19 protein-coding genes are annotated in these 17195 nt (G+C 72.7%); 8 read left to right on the top strand and 11 right to left on the bottom strand.

Annotated elements, in window-relative coordinates:
• Positions 1 to 22: 22 nt before the first annotated feature.
• From AMK11_RS34430 to AMK11_RS34445, 4 genes are all read right to left on the bottom strand, one after another.
• Positions 23 to 1327 carry a PP2C family protein-serine/threonine phosphatase gene (locus AMK11_RS34430; protein ID WP_073732057.1) on the bottom strand — a complete coding sequence of 435 codons (1305 nt, stop codon included), beginning with the start codon at positions 1325 to 1327 and terminating at the stop codon, positions 23 to 25.
• A gap of 273 nt (positions 1328 to 1600) precedes the next feature.
• Positions 1601 to 2620 (bottom strand): Gfo/Idh/MocA family protein, encoded by a 1020-nt coding sequence (locus AMK11_RS34435; RefSeq protein WP_073732058.1) that lies wholly within the window; start codon positions 2618 to 2620, stop codon positions 1601 to 1603.
• Positions 2621 to 2734: 114 nt separating this feature from the next.
• Positions 2735 to 3829 carry a baeRF3 domain-containing protein gene (locus AMK11_RS34440; protein ID WP_073732059.1) on the bottom strand — a complete coding sequence of 365 codons (1095 nt, stop codon included), beginning with the start codon at positions 3827 to 3829 and terminating at the stop codon, positions 2735 to 2737.
• A gap of 111 nt (positions 3830 to 3940) precedes the next feature.
• Positions 3941 to 5551 carry an alpha/beta hydrolase gene (locus AMK11_RS34445; protein WP_073732060.1) on the bottom strand — a complete coding sequence of 537 codons (1611 nt, stop codon included), beginning with the start codon at positions 5549 to 5551 and terminating at the stop codon, positions 3941 to 3943.
• 231 nt (positions 5552 to 5782) lie between these two features.
• On the opposite strand from AMK11_RS34445, the gene AMK11_RS34450 reads away from it, so the two are divergent.
• Positions 5783 to 6487 carry a chaplin gene (locus AMK11_RS34450; protein ID WP_079187880.1) on the top strand — a complete coding sequence of 235 codons (705 nt, stop codon included), beginning with the start codon at positions 5783 to 5785 and terminating at the stop codon, positions 6485 to 6487.
• Between the two features lie 361 nt (positions 6488 to 6848).
• Here AMK11_RS34450 and AMK11_RS34455 read toward each other — a convergent pair whose 3' ends face one another.
• The gene (locus AMK11_RS34455; RefSeq protein WP_073732062.1) at positions 6849 to 7334 is read right to left on the bottom strand and encodes a nucleoside deaminase; all 486 of its coding nucleotides are present in this window, start codon (positions 7332 to 7334) and stop codon (positions 6849 to 6851) included.
• A gap of 159 nt (positions 7335 to 7493) precedes the next feature.
• Here AMK11_RS34455 and AMK11_RS34460 point away from each other — a divergent pair, with 159 nt between their 5' ends.
• Entirely contained in the window at positions 7494 to 8459 is a 966-nt protein-coding gene (locus tag AMK11_RS34460) for an SDR family oxidoreductase (protein ID WP_073732063.1), read from the top strand.
• A 31-nt stretch (positions 8460 to 8490) separates the two neighbouring features.
• On the opposite strand, the gene AMK11_RS34465 is transcribed toward AMK11_RS34460, so the two are convergent.
• On the bottom strand, positions 8491 to 8760 hold the full coding sequence (locus AMK11_RS34465) for a GlsB/YeaQ/YmgE family stress response membrane protein (RefSeq protein WP_073732064.1): 270 nt from the start codon (positions 8758 to 8760) through the stop codon (positions 8491 to 8493).
• A 138-nt stretch (positions 8761 to 8898) separates the two neighbouring features.
• Positions 8899 to 9339 carry an SPW repeat protein gene (locus AMK11_RS34470; protein ID WP_073732065.1) on the bottom strand — a complete coding sequence of 147 codons (441 nt, stop codon included), beginning with the start codon at positions 9337 to 9339 and terminating at the stop codon, positions 8899 to 8901.
• 206 nt (positions 9340 to 9545) lie between these two features.
• Between AMK11_RS34470 and AMK11_RS38295 the strand changes: the two genes are divergently transcribed.
• Positions 9546 to 9713 carry a hypothetical protein gene (locus AMK11_RS38295; protein WP_198941533.1) on the top strand — a complete coding sequence of 56 codons (168 nt, stop codon included), beginning with the start codon at positions 9546 to 9548 and terminating at the stop codon, positions 9711 to 9713.
• A gap of 29 nt (positions 9714 to 9742) precedes the next feature.
• Here the strand turns inward: AMK11_RS38295 and AMK11_RS34480 are convergent, their stop codons facing one another.
• Both AMK11_RS34480 and AMK11_RS39300 read right to left on the bottom strand, forming a co-directional pair.
• The gene (locus AMK11_RS34480) at positions 9743 to 10291 is read right to left on the bottom strand and encodes a hypothetical protein (protein ID WP_383584234.1); all 549 of its coding nucleotides are present in this window, start codon (positions 10289 to 10291) and stop codon (positions 9743 to 9745) included.
• A gap of 93 nt (positions 10292 to 10384) precedes the next feature.
• A complete protein-coding gene (locus AMK11_RS39300) occupies positions 10385 to 10609 on the bottom strand; it encodes a hypothetical protein (RefSeq protein WP_383584237.1) in 225 nt (74 codons plus the stop codon).
• Positions 10610 to 10808: 199 nt separating this feature from the next.
• Between AMK11_RS39300 and AMK11_RS34485 the strand changes: the two genes are divergently transcribed.
• From AMK11_RS34485 to AMK11_RS34495, 3 genes are all read left to right on the top strand, one after another.
• Complete coding sequence (locus tag AMK11_RS34485; protein WP_073732067.1) at positions 10809 to 12131, top strand: aldehyde dehydrogenase family protein; 1323 nt, start codon at positions 10809 to 10811, stop codon at positions 12129 to 12131.
• Between the two features lie 217 nt (positions 12132 to 12348).
• On the top strand, positions 12349 to 13239 hold the full coding sequence (locus AMK11_RS34490) for a glycoside hydrolase family 19 protein (RefSeq protein WP_073732068.1): 891 nt from the start codon (positions 12349 to 12351) through the stop codon (positions 13237 to 13239).
• A 30-nt stretch (positions 13240 to 13269) separates the two neighbouring features.
• Positions 13270 to 14169: an aldo/keto reductase gene (locus AMK11_RS34495; RefSeq protein WP_198941534.1), complete on the top strand. Its 900-nt coding sequence runs from the start codon at positions 13270 to 13272 to the stop codon at positions 14167 to 14169.
• 222 nt (positions 14170 to 14391) lie between these two features.
• On the opposite strand, the gene AMK11_RS34500 is transcribed toward AMK11_RS34495, so the two are convergent.
• Complete coding sequence (locus AMK11_RS34500; RefSeq protein ID WP_073732070.1) at positions 14392 to 14847, bottom strand: pyridoxamine 5'-phosphate oxidase family protein; 456 nt, start codon at positions 14845 to 14847, stop codon at positions 14392 to 14394.
• 323 nt (positions 14848 to 15170) lie between these two features.
• Between AMK11_RS34500 and AMK11_RS34505 the strand changes: the two genes are divergently transcribed.
• Together AMK11_RS34505 and AMK11_RS34510 are read left to right on the top strand one after the other, a co-directional pair.
• Positions 15171 to 15563: a VOC family protein gene (locus tag AMK11_RS34505; protein WP_073732071.1), complete on the top strand. Its 393-nt coding sequence runs from the start codon at positions 15171 to 15173 to the stop codon at positions 15561 to 15563.
• A 45-nt stretch (positions 15564 to 15608) separates the two neighbouring features.
• Complete coding sequence (locus tag AMK11_RS34510) at positions 15609 to 16688, top strand: adenosine deaminase (protein WP_073732072.1); 1080 nt, start codon at positions 15609 to 15611, stop codon at positions 16686 to 16688.
• Here the strand turns inward: AMK11_RS34510 and AMK11_RS34515 are convergent.
• Entirely contained in the window at positions 16670 to 17185 is a 516-nt protein-coding gene (locus tag AMK11_RS34515) for a mycothiol transferase (protein ID WP_073732073.1), read from the bottom strand. The two genes, AMK11_RS34510 and AMK11_RS34515, sit on opposite strands and share 19 nt — an antisense overlap.
• Positions 17186 to 17195: the final 10 nt, after the last annotated feature.

The raw sequence follows: 17195 nt of genomic DNA on the forward strand, positions 1-17195 counted from the left end.
CTCCGCTTGGTGTCCGCCGCCCCTACTTCGGCGTCACCCGGGCCACCAGCACGCAGGCGTCCTCCCGGCGCAGGGACCCGCCGGTCTCCTCCGACACGATCCGCAGGATGTCTTGCGCCGAGCTCGCTGCGGTCAGCCGGGGGGCCAGGGCGAGGAGGCGTCGCCGCCCCGCCGGCACGAGTCCGCCGGTGTGCAGCAGCAACAGGTCGCCGGCTTCGAGGGTGGTCTCGTCCTGCCAGGCCGGCGCGTGCCCCGTCCCGTCGCGGAACAGCAGCGGGGCGGGGCCGTCGGCGTGCGCCCACGCCAGGGTGCGGCTTTCGGGCCGGTAGCCGCAGAACACGGCGCCGCGCACGGGCGGCAGGACGGTGGACCGCAGCGACCGGGCGAGGCGGTCCGGAAGTCCGGCGGGCCGGACGCCCGCCGCCGCCAGGCCGCGCAGCGCGCCGATCACCATCGCCGGACCGTGGGCCGGGCCGGCGTCGGCGTCGGGGAGTTCGCCGACGCTCAGCAGCGTTTCGTCACCGGCGAGCGGGTACGCGTCGTACCAGACGCCGCACCGGGGCGTGTCCGCCGCGGCGGGCAGGTACCCGGCCGCCAGGTCAAGACCGGGCCGTCCCTGGTCCGGGAATCGCAGGAGGCCGTGCCAGGGCGGCGGCACGGCTTCCCGCGGTTCGGCCGCGGCCGGCGGACGGTGCCGGAACGAGTCACGGGTCTCGCTCACGGCGAGCTGGCTGCGGCGCAGTGCGCTGACGTCCCGCAGGACCGCCCACATCGAGGCGGTGCTGCCGTCGGCGTCGAGCACGGGCTCGCCCATCATGTGCACGGTCCGTACGGTGCCGTCGGGGCGCACGACGCGGAACTCCCCGTCGATGGGCCGGCCGTCGACGAGGCAGCCCGTGACCATCGCGGTCAGTTTCGGCCGGTCCTCGGCGAGGACCAGGGACGGGAACTCGTCGAGGCTGAGGGGGAGGGCGGCGGGGTCGCGGCCGAGGATCTGGAAGAGCTCCCCGGACCACTCGGCCTCGTCCGTCAGCAGGTTCCACTCCGCGCTGCCGACCCTGCTGAGCAGCGAGCCGGGGCGGGGCGCGGTCGCCGGGCCGTCCCTCAACTCGGCCAAGTGCGCGTCGAGGTCGCTGAGCTGATGCAGCGCCAGGTCGTACAGGGCGCGCTGCCAGCGTCCGCGGGGATCCGTTCCGTCGCCCTGACTGCCCCGTCGTACGGCGTCCACGTCGCCCTTGAGCCGCCGCGCCTGCGATATGAGCGCCTCGACCGAGCCGCGTCCCGGTGGCTGGGCGGCTGGGTGGTCCGCGGAGAGATGGGACGACATGACGCACTCCGATGTGCAGACGGTACGAACCAGGGCGGAACCGAGGCCGGCGGAAGGACCGTTACGACTGTTGCACAGCCCGAGAGGCCCCGTAAGGGGTTTGGCAAGACACGATACGGTGGTGCTTCCGGCATATGCCACAGTCTCCCCGGAGTGACTTCGGCACCCGATGGGCGTACGTGTCCCGCCCGCCAAGTCGTAGGAGATCTACGGGACTTGACGGGTGCGCGCCCTCGCCGGAGTTGTCGCCCGCATGTTCGGTGGACCCCTGTTCTAAGGCGCGTCGTACAGCGCGGGCCGGGGTGCCAGACCGACGGGCGTGCGCGACCCCGTCTCCAGCGCCCGCACGCCCGCTTCGGCGACCGCGGACGCCGCGTACCCGTCCCAGGCACCCGGTCCGGTGACCCGTCCCCGCCGGGTGGCGTCGACCCAGTCCTGCACCTCGCGGTCGTAGGCGTCCGCGAACCGCACGAGGTAGTCCTGCGGCACCTCCTCACGGGCACCGCCCGCCGCCGTCACCACCATGGCGTGCGCGTCCCCGATCCGGGCGCTGCCCGCCTCACAGACGGCCTCGCACCGCACCTCGTAGCCGAAGCCGCAGTTGACGAAGATCTCCACGTCGACCAGGGCGCCCCCCTCGGTCTCGAAGAGCACCAACTGCGGGTCGAGCAGTCCCTCGGGCGCTCCCGCCGACGGACGCGGCCGCAGGACGGTCACCGCGGTCAGCTCCTGCCCGAGCAGCCAGCGGGCCGCGTCGATCTCGTGCGTGACGGAACTGGTGACCAGCATCCCGGAGGTGAAGTGCGGCGGGGAGGACACGTTGCGGTGGACGCAGTGCAGCATCAGCGGCCGGCCCAGCCGCCCGCCGTCCAGCAGCGACTTCAGCTGCCGGTACTCCGCGTCGTAGCGCCGCATGAACCCGATTTGCGCCAGCCTGCGGCCCAGCCGTGCCTCCGCCTCCACCACGCGCAGCGCGCCCGCGGAGTCCGGCACCATCGGCTTCTCGCACAGCACCGGCAGCCCTCGCGCGAAGGCGGCCAGCAGAGCCTCCTCGTGCGCCTCGCCGGGCGAGGCGATCAGCACGGCCTCCACGCCCGGCCCGTCCAGCGCGGCCTCGACGTCCGTGTGCACCACGACTCCGTCGATCCCGCCCGCGGCCGCCTTCGCCCGTTCGGCGTCGGGGTCCGCGACGGCGGCGACCCTGGCGCCGCTCACCACCCGGTCGAGGCGCCGTACGTGGTCGGCGCCCATGTGTCCCGCGCCCAGCACCGCCACACCCAGAAGTTCGCTCACGCTCCGCCGGCTCCTTCCCCGTCCGCGGCGCACCCGCGGAGCGCGGGTACGTGTACCGCGAACAGGGTTTCACGGTCGTCAAGAGGGGCGGGGTGCCGCACGCAGGTGCGGGCGTCAGTACCGCAGTACGCCCGCGATGCCCTCCACCTCGCCGAGCGCCCCGTCCGGGACGAAGCGGACGTCCGCGCCGGTCTCCAGGCACTGCTCGACGATCTCGTCCACGATGTCCTCGCGGGCGTCGAGATCGCCGTCGTACGCCGGGAGCAGGTGTTCGCCGTCGTCTCGCATCGTCACTTTGAAGTTCTCCTCGACGGCCAGCAGCCGGACCCGGCCGGTGTGCGCGCTCTCCCACAGCTCGTCGACGCCGGCCGCGAAGTCCTTGCGCCCGCGGGCGGCGTCCAGTTCCCTGGCGACGTCCTCGACGGAGCCGCGCGCCTCGTCGTCGAGTACGGGCGCCACCGCCTGCCACACGGCGTCGGCCGTGCCGTGCGCGAGGCCTCCGTGCGGGACGAGCACCGCGTCCCGCACGGTGTTCCCGGTCTCCTCCAGCACGGACAGCGCGGGCTGCGGGCCGGTGACGTACAGCGGCCGGGGGTGCGCGCGCAGGACCCGGCCCATCTCGGTGTCGGCGTCGCGCAGGAACCGGCGGGTGTTCTCGTCCCGGAAGGTGCTCGGCGAGTCGCCGATCCGCTCCATGCGTTCGGGGTCGAAGTCCAGCGGCGGGCGGTCCATGGGGAATCCGCCGGTGCGGTCCTCGACGACCCTTCCCGCCCCGCCGCTCCACAGGGTGACCCGGTCGGCGGCGACCGACAGCACCCAGAACGGCCGCTCGGCGGCCTGCGCGGCGACGAGGTTGCGGGTCAGGAAGGTGTCCGAGAGGACGACGCGCTCCGGGACGGAACGGGTGAGGGTCCAGACCTGGTGCTCACCCGGCGCTGCGAAGATCGCCAGGCCGTCCTCGGTGTGCGAGAGGTCGACCTCCGCCAGGGCCCGGTCGAGTTCCCGGGACACCTCCATGCGGCGCTCACGGGTGACCGCCGGGTCGTCCTGCAACTGCTTCTTGGCCTCGGCGACCGCGTTGCGCAGCCGGACGGGGTCACCGGCGTTGTCCGGCTCGCGGCGGTGCGTCGGCGTCAGCACGGACACGGCCGGGTAGGGGCGGGGGCGCCGGAGTTCGGCGAGGGCGGCGGGACTCAGATCGTGCTCCATGTCAGCACGATAAGACGGACGGACGTGTGGGGCATTCGGAGCAATCCATCTCATACGCCCAGGCCTCATACGCCCAGGCCTCAAACGTCCGGGCCTCAAACGTCCGGGGCCTCAGTCGTCCCGGCCCTGGGAAGCCTCGCCGCCGCAGGAGCTGCCGTCGGGCGGCAGGGAGCCGTACAGCAGGAAGTCGTCGACCTTGCGGTGCACGCACTCGGAGGACGCGTAGCCCGTGTGCCCCTCGCCCTTGTTGTCGAGGACCACGGCCGAGGGCCCGAGCCGCTCGGCCGTCTCCTCGGTCCAGCGGTACGGCGTGGCCGGGTCGCCACGGGTGCCCACGAGGAGCATCTTCGCGGTGTCGAGGTCCTTCACGTCCTCACGGATGTAGTCGGTGCCCTTGGGGCGGCCGTGGCACATCAGTACCTGGGTGAGCCGGTACCGGCCGAAGACCGGCGACGCCTCCTCGTACCGGGCGCGCAGCCGGCCCAGCGACTCGGCGACCTGGCCGGCGGAGGGCCGGTCGGGGTCGTCCGCGCAGTTGATCGCCATCAGCGCGGCCGGCAGGTTGTCCATCGGGACGTCCTCCGGGTCGGTGAGGCCGGCACCCGCCTTCTCCCCGTTCCCGGCACGCGCCTGCGCACGGACCGGGAAGGTCACGCCGCCGGACACGAAACCCTGCAGGCCGCTGGTGTCGCCGCCCTCCATCAGCTGTGCGAGCGCCCGCTGAAGCGACGGCCACAGCTCCTTGCTGTAGAGGGCCTGGCCCATGGCGCCCACCATGTCCTGACCCGAGAACGGCTCGCCGAACGCCGTCGGCACCGGGTCCGAGTCGAGCGACGCGATGACCTGCTCGACCAGGCGTCGGGCCCGCCGCGTGTCCTGCCCGAACGGACAGGCGATGTCCTCCGCGCACCAGTCGAGGAAGTTCTCCAGCGCCGTCTGCTGTCCTCGCGCTCCGGCCAGGCCCTGCTCGGTCAGCGGTTCCGTCAGGGTGTCCACGCCGTCCAGCACCATCCGCCCGACCTTGTCCGGGAACCTGGCGGCGTAGACCGCGCCCAGCCGGGTCCCGTAGGAGAAGCCGAGGTAGTTGAGCCGGTCGTCGCCGAGCGCCTGGCGCATCACGTCCATGTCGTGCGCGGCCTCGACCGTGCCTATGTGGGGCAGGACCGGGCCGGAGTGCTTCGCGCAGTCGGCCGCCGCCTCCCGCAGCCGCCGCAACACGTCCCGCGGTTCGGTGAGCTTCTCGTCCCCGTCGGTCGCCTCGATGATGTCGACGGTGGCCGGGCCGCAGGTGACCGGTGAGGACCGGCCGACGCCGCGGGGGTCGAAGGTGACCACGTCGTAGCCGTTGGTCAGGTGCATGAAGTCCTTGCCGCCGCCGACGAGTTCGTCGACGCCGGAACCGCCGGGCCCGCCGAAGTTCAGCAGCACCGAGCCGCGCTTGTCACCGGTCGCCCGGTAGCGGGCGAGTGCGAGATCGAGCGTTCTGCCCTTGGGCCGGTCGTAGTCGAGGGGGACGGTGACCTTCCCGCACTGGAGGTCCTCCGGCGCCTCCATGTCCTCGCACGCCGACCACTTGACCTTCTGGTCGTAGAACCGGGACAGGTCGGGCCCGGTGTCCCTCGCGGTCGCGGCGGGCAGTCCCGCGACCAGCAGCGCCAGCCCGAGCGCGCCGGTGACCGCACAGTGCCGGACCGAGGGCCGGGACTCCAGCTTGGCCAGCATCGATGCCTCCCGGGCGCCCCGTCGCGGACCGGTGCTCGGCGCCCTCGCTCACCATAAGCGGGCCCCGGACGGCTCGCCTCCGGACGAGGCCTGTGGGTGCTTTGCCACCAGTTCGACAAAACGGTCACTCGATGGGGTGAAAGGACTATTAGCCATAACTCGGATGGTGCGTCCGCGTTTTAACCGGTGCGGGCGCCTGCCCGTGACCAAGTCTGGAAGGCAGGGAAACTCATGAGAAGGGTTACCCGAAACGGTGTGCTCGCCGTCGCGGCCACCGGCGCGCTGGCCGTGACGATGCCGGCGTACGCCGCGTTCGCGTCCGACGGCGCCGCCGCGGACGGTTCCGCGGCCGGCTCGCCGGGGCTGATCTCGGGCAACACCGTCCAGCTCCCGGTGGACGTCCCGGTGAACGTGTGCGGGAACACGGTGAACGTGGTGGGGCTCCTCAACCCGGCCGCGGGCAACAGCTGCGCCAACACCGGGGCGAACGGTACGGCGGACAAGGGGAAGGAATCCTCCGAGGGGGCCGGTGCGTCGGGAGGCGCGGTCGCCGAGGGCGGCGCCGAGGACTCGCCGGGCGTGCTCTCCGGCAACGGCGTCCAGCTGCCGGTGCACCTTCCGGTGAACGTCAGCGGCAACAGCGTCAACGTCGTCGGCATCGGCAACCCGGCCGTCGGCAACGAGTCGACGAACGGCCCCGGTGACGAGCCCGAGCCCGCCGAGCCCCCCGCACGGCCGGAGCCCGAGCCGTCGGCGCCCGAGAAGGAGCACGCCGAGCCGAAACCGTCCCCGCACGTCGCGGCCCCGCCGAGGGAGTCGGCGTCCCTGGCCCACACCGGTGCGGACCAGGCGCTGCCCGCCCTCGCGGGAGGCGCCGCGCTCGTGCTGGGCGGCGCCGTCCTCTACCGGCGGTTCCGGCCGGGCGCCCGAACCTGACCGACGGTGGCCGGCCGTCCCGGGGGCACGCACGCGGGACGGCCGGGACGCGCCGATGCCGCCGGACTGCCGGGGCGCTGAACGCGGTCGCCCTCCGGCGGCGCTCCTCGGCAGAGCGGCCCGCCCGGCGGCACGGTGCGCGCGCTGCCCGGGGGGCCACCCGGGAAACCGGGGCCGGCAAGGGAAGCCGGGAACCGGCACGGCGCCACAGAACCGGCACGGGAGCCGACTGAGGCCATGCGTGCCGGCTGGCCGGACGGACGGCAAGGCGGTGCCCCGGCGGCGTACCCGACACGAGCAGGTCACCCGGGCCGGGGCCCGCGCGCCCCGCCCTCGCCGCCGCCCGATCCTCCGCTGCCGCTCAGGCCCGCCCCGTGTGGAACCGGCGGTGCAGCGCGTGAATCTCCCCGGTCAGTTCCGGTACCGGGCCGTCCACCGCCACCCCGGGCGCCACCTCCCGCACCGCCAGCGTCCGCACCGGGGGCGCGGGGACGCCCAGCTCCGTCAGCCAGCCACCGAGCTGTTCCGCCGAGGCGACGTACACGATGCGCCCCAGGCCGGCCCACGCGTGGGCGGCGGCGCACATCGGGCAGTGCTCGCCGGACGTGTACACCGTGGCGGCGGCCCGCTCCTCGGGGGTGAGGTGGGCGGCGGACCAGCGCGCGAGCTCGAACTCGGGGTGGCGGGTGCGGTCGCCGGAGGCCACGTGGTTGCGGTCCTCGGCCAGTACCTCGCCGTCCCCGCCGACCAGTACCGACCCGAACGGTTCGTCACCCGCCGCCAGCGCCTCGGCCGCCAGCTCCACGCAGCGACGCAGGTGCGGCAGTTCGACGTCCTTCACAACCATGGGCCCGGCCCTCCTCGGCGATGTGATCCTCACCGGCAGCCTATGCCGCCCCTCTCTTGCTACGGCTAATCGCGAGAGTTACAGTCTCTAACAAGAGCTACCGCCCCTTGCGGTCCGCTCTCGCAGACGCACCCGGAGAACCGAGAGAAGGGGACCGTCATGTCCGCCGCCACCCCGCAGTCGCAGTCGCCCGCCCCGCACACCGTCCTGGGATCGGGCCCCGCCGGCACCGAACTCGCCCGTGAGCTGGTGCGCCGGGGCCACCGCGTCCGGCTCGTCGACCGCAAGGGCGACGGCCCCGCGATCGAGGGCGTCGAGCGGTTCGCCGCCGATGTGAGCACGGTCGAGGGTGCGCGGGCCGCGACAGAGCAAGCCGCCGTGGTGCACCACTGCGTCAACGTCGGCTATCACCTCCAGACCGAGGTGATGCCGCGCGTCCAGGAGGCCGTCCTCGCCGCCGTCGAGGCGACCGGAGCCCGGCTCGTCGTGCTCGACACCCTCTACCCGTACGGCGAGACCGGGGGAGCGGTGATGACCGAGGACAGTCCGTGGCTGGCGACCAGCCGCAAGGGCCGGATGCGCGCCGAGCTCGACGAGCGCTATCTGTCCGCGCACCGGGCCGGCCGGGCCCGCGTCGCCCTCGGTCGCAGCGCCGACTTCGTCGGCCCCGGGGTGCTCAACTCGTCCCTCGGTGCCGCCGTCTTCCCGGGAGCCCTCACGGGAGGCGATGTGGTGGGCATCGGCGACATCGGTCTGCGGCACAGCTACACCGACATCCGGGACGTCGCGGCCGGCCTCGCCACGCTCGGTGACCGGCCCGAGGGCGACGGCCGCGTATGGCACCTGCCCACCGCGCCCGCCGTCAGCACGAGTGAGATCCACACGATGATCGAGAAGCGTGTGGGCCGGCCGCTGAACGTCGTGGTGCTGTCCGAGCCCCGCCCCTTCGGCCCGTTCGACGAACAGTTCATGGCCGAGTACGCGGAGATGTTCTACCAGCACACGGAGCCGCAGATCATGGACTCCACCGCCTTCGAGCGGGCCTTCGGCGCGGTTCCCACGCCGCTCACGGACACCGTGGACGCCACCGTGAGCTGGTACGAACAGTGGCTCGCCGGCCGGTGACGGCGGTCCCGCGGGCAGGTGTCCCGTTCGCTCAGCGCCGGGTGCGGGCCCTCGACCGGTCCAGCGCGGCCACGCCGAGCGCGGCGAGACCGATCTGGATGAGCCACTCGACCCAGTCGACGCCGTCCGTGTCGGCCACGCCGAAGGCCGCCGCGACCCACGAACCGATCAGCGCGGCCACGATGCCGACGAGGATCGTCCACAGGACTCCGATGCGCTGACGGCCCGGGACCACGAGCCGGCCCAGCACGCCGATGACGATTCCGATGACGATGGCACTGATGATGCCGTCTACTTCCATCTCCGCCCCTCCATGTCAAGACCCCCGCAGTAGGGCGTGTGCCCGTTGCGGGCGCGCGTAGTCCGCGGCGCCGGTCGTAGGAGCGTGCGAGGGCCGGCCCGCTGGAGCGGGCCGGCCTTCGGTGTTCCTCCCTCGTGTTCAGGGCCTGCGCATGCTCTTCGCCGCGGTGGCGGCGCACACCGTCCCCAGGGCCAGGGTCAGAGCGCCGATGATGATGTTGTTCCAGATGACGCCGGCGTCCGGGTCGGTGCCGACGATCCACGGCGAGATGATCATCCAGATCCCCATCGCGCACATCGCACCGCTGAGGCCGTACATGCGTTCCGGAGCGCGGGTGAATCCCAGGGCCAGCAGGCCGATGGCGATTCCTATGATCAGGTTGTGGGCCACGAGTGCGGGCTGGCTGGTGGTGAAGTGGAGTATCCACGGGGACACGGCGCAGTACAGGCCGAGCAGGAACACCGGCCCGTCCACGAGTGCCACATCGCGGCCGCCGAGCATGCGAGCGTAACGCTCCTGCATTTCCGGGGCGTCGGGGTGACTGGAGATGTCACCTCGGGGGTGCGAGACGTTGGCCATGATTCGTCTCCTTCGACTGACCGGGCCGTCGGTGCGGTTTCGGTAGCGCCGCACGCGTCCATTCTGCTCTTATTTCTCCCTTATGTGTAGTCGGGGAGCGGCCTGCGGAGGGGGGAGTGTGCGGGCTGGACATGTCCACGCGGATCGCGGGCAGGCGAACGACCGGAGACGTCCGGGACACAGCGACAGCGGAGGTGGCCGCCGCCATGGGTGCGAAGGTGTTGGAACGGTTCCCCGCGGGCTCGCCGCGCGGCTCGTGGCCGGCGGAGGAGTACGCCGCACGCCGGCGTGCCCAGGGTGAGCCCGCGACCGTCGTCATGGACCTGAAGTCGGACGCCTTCCTGGTGGTCGTTCAGGGCCGCGAAGAGAAGTGAGCACGTCCCGGTGACGCGGCCGGCCACCGCTAGGGCCGTGCCAGCGCTGCCAGGTGTGCCCGGCGTACCGGTGCCGTCTGGCCGTGGACCAGCAGGAACATCCCCTCGCGCGCGAGCCGTTGGGCCGGGTCGTCGAGGCTCGTCGCCCGCCCGCCCCCGGCCACCACGGCCGTGGTCGTGGCCGCCCGCATGACGTCGTACGCCCGGGTCCGCAGCGCGAGCCGCTCCTCGACGTGCTCGTGCGGGACGGGATGGTCGGCGAGCGCGTAGGCCCGCGACCTGACCTCGTCGAGTTGTGCCCGCGGCGCCTCGGCCGGCGCGGCCCCGTCCGGAGCGCGGGCGAGCAGGTCCAGTGCCGCCCGGGCCACTCCGAAGACGGCCGGGGAGGTGTTGGTGCTGCGAGGCGTGTCGGTCCGGGCGAGTTCCTCCCGAGGTGCACGCAGCACCACCGCCTCCTCCGGCACCCACAGGCCGTCGAGCCGTACGGACACCGTCCGGGCCGCCGTCAGCGCGGCCAGCCGCATGGGCGGTGACGGCCGCAGCCCCGGCTGCTCGCGGGCGTCGGTGAAGGCGAACACACCTCGTCCGCCTCGGTCGCACCCGCGAGCAGCATCACGTCGTTCAGGCCCCAGCCGGTGTACCAGGGAACGGTGCCGTCGAAGCGCACGCCGTCACGTTCGGCGGCGGCGCGCACCTGCACCCGGGGCTTTCGCGCGCGGGGAGTCCGGGAGCCGCCTTGGTGGCAGCCGTACCGGCGTGTGGTGCTGGGTCTGCACGAACCAGGTGGAGCAGCGGGCGCCGGCCAGGATCTCGGCGACCTCCCGGGCCACCCGGTCCGGGGCCCCGGCGCCGCCGTCGCGCAGCGCGTCGACGGGGACGTCGTGCCCCCGGGTCACATCGAGGCGGTCCGCGCGGCCGGGCTGACGGGGTGAGGAGTCCGGTCGGCGAGCCGGCGGGCCTCGGCGACGAGGGCGTCCCGGAGCGAGGGGTGCGGCACGGGAATGTATTTCGGTACCTGAAATGTTGGCTATTACATCCACACACATCCACACACATCCACACTGTCGACGTCTTCCAACCGCCAGCGAGGCACCCGTGAACCACCCCGCCCCCGAGCAGCCCGCCGACGCCGTCGCCCGGCTGCGCGCCACCTTCCGCACCGGCCGTACCAAGCCCGTCGAGTGGCGCACCGGCCAGCTGCGCCGGCTGCGCGCCCTGCTCACGGAGAACGGCCCGGACCTGGAGGCGGCCCTCCACGCCGACCTCGGCAAGAGCGCCGCCGAGGCCCAGCGCACGGAGATCGGCTTCACCGTCCGCGAGATCGACCACACCCTCGGTCACCTCGACGACTGGCTGCGCCCCGAGCCCGCCCCGGTCCCGGCCCACCTCGGCGCCGACGCCACCGCCTGGACGCAGTACGACCCCCTCGGCGTCGTCCTCGTCATCGCGCCCTGGAACTACCCGGCCCAGTTGCTGCTCGCCCCGCTCGTCGGCGCGCTGGCCGCGGGCAACGCGGTGGTCGCCAAGCCCAGCGAGCTGGCCCCGGCGACCTCCGCCGCGCTGGCCCGCCTGCTGCCGCGTTACCTGGACACCGACGCGGTGGCCGTCGTCGAGGGCGGCGTTCCCGAGACCACGGCTCTGCTCGCCGAGCGCTTCGACCACATCTTCTACACCGGCAACGGCACGGTCGGCCGCATCGTCATGCGTGCCGCCGCCGAGCACCTCACCCCGGTCACCCTCGAACTCGGCGGCAAGTCCCCGGCGTTCGTCGACCGCGACGCCGACCTCGACGCCGTCGCCGCACGGCTGGCCGCCGGCAAGTTCCTCAACGCGGGCCAGACCTGCGTGGCGCCCGACTACGTGCTGACCGACCCCGAGACCGCCGCCGCCCTGGAGCCGGCGCTGGTCCGTGCCGTCGAGGCGCTGTACGGGAGCGAGCCGGCGCGGTCCGGGGAGTACGCGCGGATCGTCAACGAGCGCCACTTCGACCGGCTGACCGGCCTCCTGGACTCCGGCCGGGTGGTCGTCGGCGGCGGCAGCGACCGGTCGCGGAAGTACATCGCGCCGACCGTGCTCGCCGACGTCGCGCCCGACGCGCTGGTGATGCGGGAGGAGATCTTCGGCCCGATCCTGCCGGTCGTCACCGTGTCCGGACTCGACGAGGCGATCGATTTCGTCAACGACCGCGACAAGCCGCTGGCCCTCTACGTCTTCAGCGAGTCCGACGGGACGCGCGAGCGGTTCGCCGCCGAGACCTCCTCCGGCGGTCTCGGCCACGGGCTGCCGCTGGCCCATCTCACCATTTCCGACCTGCCGTTCGGCGGTGTGGGGGAGAGCGGCATGGGCAACTATCACGGGCGGTACTCCATCGAGACCTTCAGTCACCGCAAGGCGGTCCTGAAGAAGCCGCTGGGCTGACCGGTCCGATGACTCGCGTTCAACCCGGCCGAGAACCGGCCGGGTTGGACTGGTCTAAACCCTTGACTGGTACAGACCAACGCGGTTGAGTGTGCCTCCAACACCCCCCACCACGGCCGCCCCCGACGCCGTGGCCGGTCCGGCCGGCGCGCGCCCAGGGCTCCGCTTCTCCCTTCCCTGGTACGGGAGCGGCCGTGCTCCGCCGAAGGAGGCAGCCGTGTCGAGGCGCCGTATATCCGCCGTGGTCACCGCACTCGCCCTCGCGGGAGCCGTCCCCGCCTTCCTGCCCGCCACCGAGGCGTCCGCCGCCTCCTGTTCCAGTTACCCCGCCTGGTCGGCCGACGCGAACTACGACACCGGCGACATCGTCCGCTACACGGACGGCAAGGCGTACATCGCCGAGCACGCCAACCCGGGCTACGACCCGCTGATCAGCACCTGGTACTGGGAGCCGTACGCCTGCGACGGCGGCTCCGAGACGCCGGTCGGCAACTTCGTGGTGACCGAGGCGCAGTTCAACCAGATGTTCCCGGGCAGGAACTCGTTCTACAGCTACAGCGGCCTCACCGCCGCGCTCAGCGCCTACCCGGGCTTCGCCAACACCGGCAGCGACACGGTGAAGAAGCAGGAGGCAGCCGCCTTCCTCGCCAACGTCAGCCACGAGACCGGCGGACTCGTGCACATCGTCGAGCAGAACACCGCCAACTACCCGCACTACTGCGACTGGAACCAGCCCTACGGCTGCCCGGCCGGCCAGGCCGCCTACTACGGGCGGGGCCCCATCCAGCTCAGCTGGAACTTCAACTACAAGGCGGCGGGCGACGCCCTCGGCATCGACCTGCTGAACAACCCCTGGCTGGTGCAGAACGACTCGGCCGTCGCCTGGAAGACCGCCCTGTGGTACTGGAACACCCAGTCCGGGCCCGGCAGCATGACCGGGCACAACGCCATGGTCAACGGTGCCGGCTTCGGTCAGACGATCCGCTCCATCAACGGCTCCCTGGAGTGCGACGGCAAGAACCCCGCGCAGGTCCAGAGCCGCGTCAGCAAGTACCAGCAGTTCAGCCAGATCCTCGGTGTCTCACCGGGCGGCAATCTGTACTGCTGACCCTCGCCGGGGGTGTGCGACACTCCGCCGATGACCTCGGAAACGATCACCGCGGAGTCCGCCGGCACCTGGCACCTCGGCGACCTGCCCGTCCGCCGCGTCGGCCTCGGCGCGATGCGGCTGACGGGCAGCGCCGCCTTCCACTTCGGCACCCCGAGCGACCGCGACCGCTCCCTCGCCGTCCTGCGCCGGGCGGTCGAACTCGGCGTCAACCACATCGACACCGCCGCGTTCTACTTCTCGTCCCTGCGCTCCGCCAACGAGCTGATCAACAGCGCGCTGGCACCGTACGCCGACGACTTGGTGATCGCGGTCAAGGTCGGCCCGTACCGGGAGTGGTCGGGGGCGTGGGGCACCTCCGCCCGTCCCGAGGACCTGCGCGCCCACGTCGAGGAGAACCTGCGTCAACTGGGCCGCGACCACCTCGACGTCGTCTACCTGCGCCGCATGCGGCAGGAGTCGATCGCCGACCACTTCGGCGCCCTCGCCGAACTGCGCGCGGCGGGCCTGATCCGTCACCTCGGCGTCTCCGGCGTGGAGCCGCGCCACCTCGCCGAGGCGCAGGCCATCGCGCCCGTGGTCTGCGTGCAGAACCGGTACGGCCTCGGCTTCCACGACCCCGCCACCGACGAACTGCTCGCCCGGTGCCGCGAACAGGGCATCGCCTTCGTGCCGTTCTACGCCCTCGCGGGCGAGGCCGGCCCGCGCGGCGCCGGAGCCGATCACGAGGAGGAGGTCCGCGAGGTCGCCCGGGTGCACGGCGCGAGCCCCGCGCAGGTCCGGATCGCCTGGACCTTGCAGCAGGGCCCGAACGTCCTCGCCATCCCCGGCACCGGCGACCCCGGGCACCTCGCCGAGAACGTCGCCGCGGGCGCCCTCCGGCTCACCGACGAGGAACTCGCGCGGCTCGACGCCGCCCGGACCGGCTGAGTTCCCAGGGGCTGTCGTTCGGACCATGCCGCAGACGCGGGGGCCGGCACGCACTCGCCCACTGCCTGAAGGGCGTGGGGGGTGCCCCCAGCCGCGTTGTCGCCGGCTGCCACGACTGCGCCCCGGCGCCCTCCTCCGCCTGGCAGCCGCACGCACCAGACCCCGCTCACCGGCACTGACCAGCACCGTCTTTTCCCTGCGGCCCGATCCGAAGCACAGCCCCTAGACGATCCAGGCGCCGTCCCGCATGATGTGCCGCCCCTTCAGCTCGCGCTCCTCGTGCCACGCCTGGACCGCGTACGGCCGCACCCGGAACCAGGCGTACGACGCGCTGTCCCCGCGCGGGTCCCAGCCGGTCTTCGCGGCGAACGCGTCCGCCGCCGAGGGCGCCTCCCGCAGGCCGAACGTCTCCGCCTCGCCGTCGATCAGCACGACGTCCCGGGTGTGCCCGAACGCCAGCCGGACCCGGCCCCCGCCCCGCAGGTTGCGGCCGGTCGGGTTGGTGCGCCGGGTGCACAGCCAGACCGACTCCTCGTGCCACACGAACCACAGCGGGACCAGGCACGGCACGCCGTCGGCGTCCGCCGTGGCCACCCAGATGTCCAGTTCGCGTTCCAGGCGGTCGAGCACGTCCTGCCGGCGCTGCCCCGGATCGCGCGGCGGTGCGGTGATCTTCATGGCCGTGACGGTAAGGGAACGGGCCGTGCCCGCGCCTCGGGCCCGGGACGGTCCTGCCCCTCGTACCCGAGGCCTAGGCCCTGTCGTCAAATTCCCGCCTGCCCGGCGACGCCTGGCACGCACGCTCGCCGCGTTGCCGAATCGCCCACGTGGCTCCGCCACGAGGACGCTCCGGCGCCTTGCGATCGCACGCACCAGACGCCGCCGGGCCCGCCCTCCGGGCGGACGACGGGAATTTGACGACAGGGCCTAGGACCGAGGACTGGCGTCCGATGGGTTTTACGTATAACCTCTCCGGTCAATCGCCGTCCCGAAAGGTCCCGATGCCGCACATCGCCCTGGTCGCCCTCGTCGTCGACGACTACGACGAGGCGATCCGCTTCTACACCGAGGCCCTCGGATTCCGTCTCGCCGAGGACTCCGCCCGGCCCGACGGCTCCCGCTGGGTGGTCGTCGAGCCCGGTACGGGGAGCGGCGGCACCGCTCTGCTGCTGGCCCGGGCCAAGGGTGAGCGGCAGCGGGCCCGGGTCGGCGACCAGACGGGTGGACGCGTCGGGTTCTTCCTGTACACCGACGACTTCGCCCGCGACCACGCCCGGATGGCGGCCGCCGGCGTGACCTTCCTGGAGGAGCCCCGGCACGAGCCCTACGGCTCGGTCGCCGTCTTCCAGGACCTGTACGGCAACCGCTGGGACCTGCTCCAGCCCGCCGCCTGACCGTCCCCGCCTATCGCTCACCGACCCGCCGAGGAACAACCACTCATGTCATCTACGCGCATAGACGCCGAAACCCTCCGCCGCCTCCCCAAGGCGGTCCTGCACGACCACCTCGACGGCGGCCTGCGCCCCGCGACCGTCGTGGAACTGGCCGGGTCCGTCGGCCACACCCTGCCCACCACCGATCCCGACGAACTGGCCGCCTGGTACTACGAGGCCGCCAACTCCGGGGACCTGGTGCGCTACATCGCGACCTTCGAGCACACCCTCGCCGTGATGCAGAGCCGCGAGGGCCTGCTGCGCACCGCCGAGGAGTACGTCCTCGACCTCGCCGCCGACGGCGTCGTCTACGGCGAGGTCCGCTACGCCCCCGAGCTGATGCTGAAGGGCGGCCTCACCCTCGCCGAGGTCGTCGAGACCGTCCAGGAGGGGCTGGCGGCCGGCATGGCCAAGGCGGCGGCGGCCGGTACGCCGGTGCGTGTCGGCACCCTGCTGTGCGGCATGCGGATGTTCGACCGCACCCGGGAGACCGCCGACCTCGCGGTCGCCTTCCGGGACGCGGGCGTCGTCGGCTTCGACATCGCGGGCGCCGAGGACGGCTTCCCGCCCGCCGACCACCTCGACGCCTTCGAGCACCTGCGCCGCGAGAACGTGCCGTTCACCATCCACGCCGGCGAGGCGCACGGACTGCCCAGCATCCACCAGGCCCTCCAGGTGTGCGGTGCCCAGCGCATCGGCCACGGCGTGCGCATCACCGACGACATCCCCGACCTGGCGGCCGGCAAGCTCGGCCGGCTCGCCGGCTGGGTCCGCGACCGCCGGATCGCCCTGGAGATGTGCCCGACCTCCAACCTCCAGACCGGCGCCGCGACCTCGATCGCCGAGCACCCGATCACGGCGCTCAAGGACCTCGGCTTCCGCGTCACCCTCAACACCGACAACCGGCTCGTCTCCGGCACGACGATGACCCGCGAGATGTCCCTGCTGGTCGAGCAGGCGGGCTGGACGGTGGAAGACCTGCGCACGGTCACGGTGAACGCGCTGAAGAGCGCCTTCATCCCCTTCGACGAGCGCAAGGCCCTCATCGAGGACGTGGTCCTGCCGGGCTACGCCTCGGCGCTCTGAACGAGCCCGCGCACATAGGCGGCCTGTCCGGCGTGCTGGAGATCGTCGGACAGGACGCTGACCAGGCGCGCGCCGAGCGTGACCGGCGGGTCCCAGTTCTCGTCCACGATCCGCTCCAGGTCCTTGGCGGCCAGGGAGCGCAGGGCCCCGAGCGTCTGCTCGTGCACCGCGTCGTAGTACCCGGTCAGCAGGCCGGCGGAGTCGACCCGGACCTTCCCGACCTGCGCCGGGCTGTGCCCGTACCCGGTGTCTTCGCGGGGCAGCCCCAGGCCGAAGCGTTTCTCCCAGTCCCCGGCGAGCCACACCTGTTCGAGCCCGAAGGCGTCGGCGACGTGGTCGTCCTGGACCCGGGTGAGGTGCCAGACCAGCCAGGCGACGGAGTTGGCGTCGTCGGCCGGGCGGGCGTTCAGGCCGTCGGGGCCCAGGCCCTCGACGGCGGCGTGGACTTCTTCCTGGATGCGGCCGTAGGCCTCGATGAGGATGTCCTTCGCATGCATGCGTCCACCA

The organism is Streptomyces sp. CB02414 (assembly GCF_001905385.1).
Lineage (GTDB): Bacteria > Actinomycetota > Actinomycetes > Streptomycetales > Streptomycetaceae > Streptomyces.

Excerpts from the sequence above, each read along its gene's own strand:
- AMK11_RS34440 (WP_073732059.1), bottom strand. The coding sequence starts at position 3,829 with ATGGAGCACGATCTGAGTCCCGCCGCCCTCGCCGAACTCCGGCGCCCC.
- AMK11_RS34470 (WP_073732065.1), bottom strand. The coding sequence starts at position 9,339 with ATGGCCAACGTCTCGCACCCCCGAGGTGACATCTCCAGTCACCCCGAC.
- AMK11_RS34450 (WP_079187880.1), top strand. The coding sequence starts at position 5,783 with ATGAGAAGGGTTACCCGAAACGGTGTGCTCGCCGTCGCGGCCACCGGC.
- AMK11_RS34515 (WP_073732073.1), bottom strand. The coding sequence starts at position 17,185 with ATGCATGCGAAGGACATCCTCATCGAGGCCTACGGCCGCATCCAGGAA.
- AMK11_RS34510 (WP_073732072.1), top strand. The coding sequence starts at position 15,609 with ATGTCATCTACGCGCATAGACGCCGAAACCCTCCGCCGCCTCCCCAAG.
- AMK11_RS34500 (WP_073732070.1), bottom strand. The coding sequence starts at position 14,847 with ATGAAGATCACCGCACCGCCGCGCGATCCGGGGCAGCGCCGGCAGGAC.
- AMK11_RS38295 (WP_198941533.1), top strand. The coding sequence starts at position 9,546 with ATGGGTGCGAAGGTGTTGGAACGGTTCCCCGCGGGCTCGCCGCGCGGC.
- AMK11_RS34445 (WP_073732060.1), bottom strand. The coding sequence starts at position 5,551 with ATGCTGGCCAAGCTGGAGTCCCGGCCCTCGGTCCGGCACTGTGCGGTC.
- AMK11_RS34455 (WP_073732062.1), bottom strand. The coding sequence starts at position 7,334 with ATGGTTGTGAAGGACGTCGAACTGCCGCACCTGCGTCGCTGCGTGGAG.
- AMK11_RS34460 (WP_073732063.1), top strand. The coding sequence starts at position 7,494 with ATGTCCGCCGCCACCCCGCAGTCGCAGTCGCCCGCCCCGCACACCGTC.
- AMK11_RS34465 (WP_073732064.1), bottom strand. The coding sequence starts at position 8,760 with ATGGAAGTAGACGGCATCATCAGTGCCATCGTCATCGGAATCGTCATC.
- AMK11_RS34495 (WP_198941534.1), top strand. The coding sequence starts at position 13,270 with ATGACCTCGGAAACGATCACCGCGGAGTCCGCCGGCACCTGGCACCTC.
- AMK11_RS34430 (WP_073732057.1), bottom strand. The coding sequence starts at position 1,327 with ATGTCGTCCCATCTCTCCGCGGACCACCCAGCCGCCCAGCCACCGGGA.
- AMK11_RS34505 (WP_073732071.1), top strand. The coding sequence starts at position 15,171 with ATGCCGCACATCGCCCTGGTCGCCCTCGTCGTCGACGACTACGACGAG.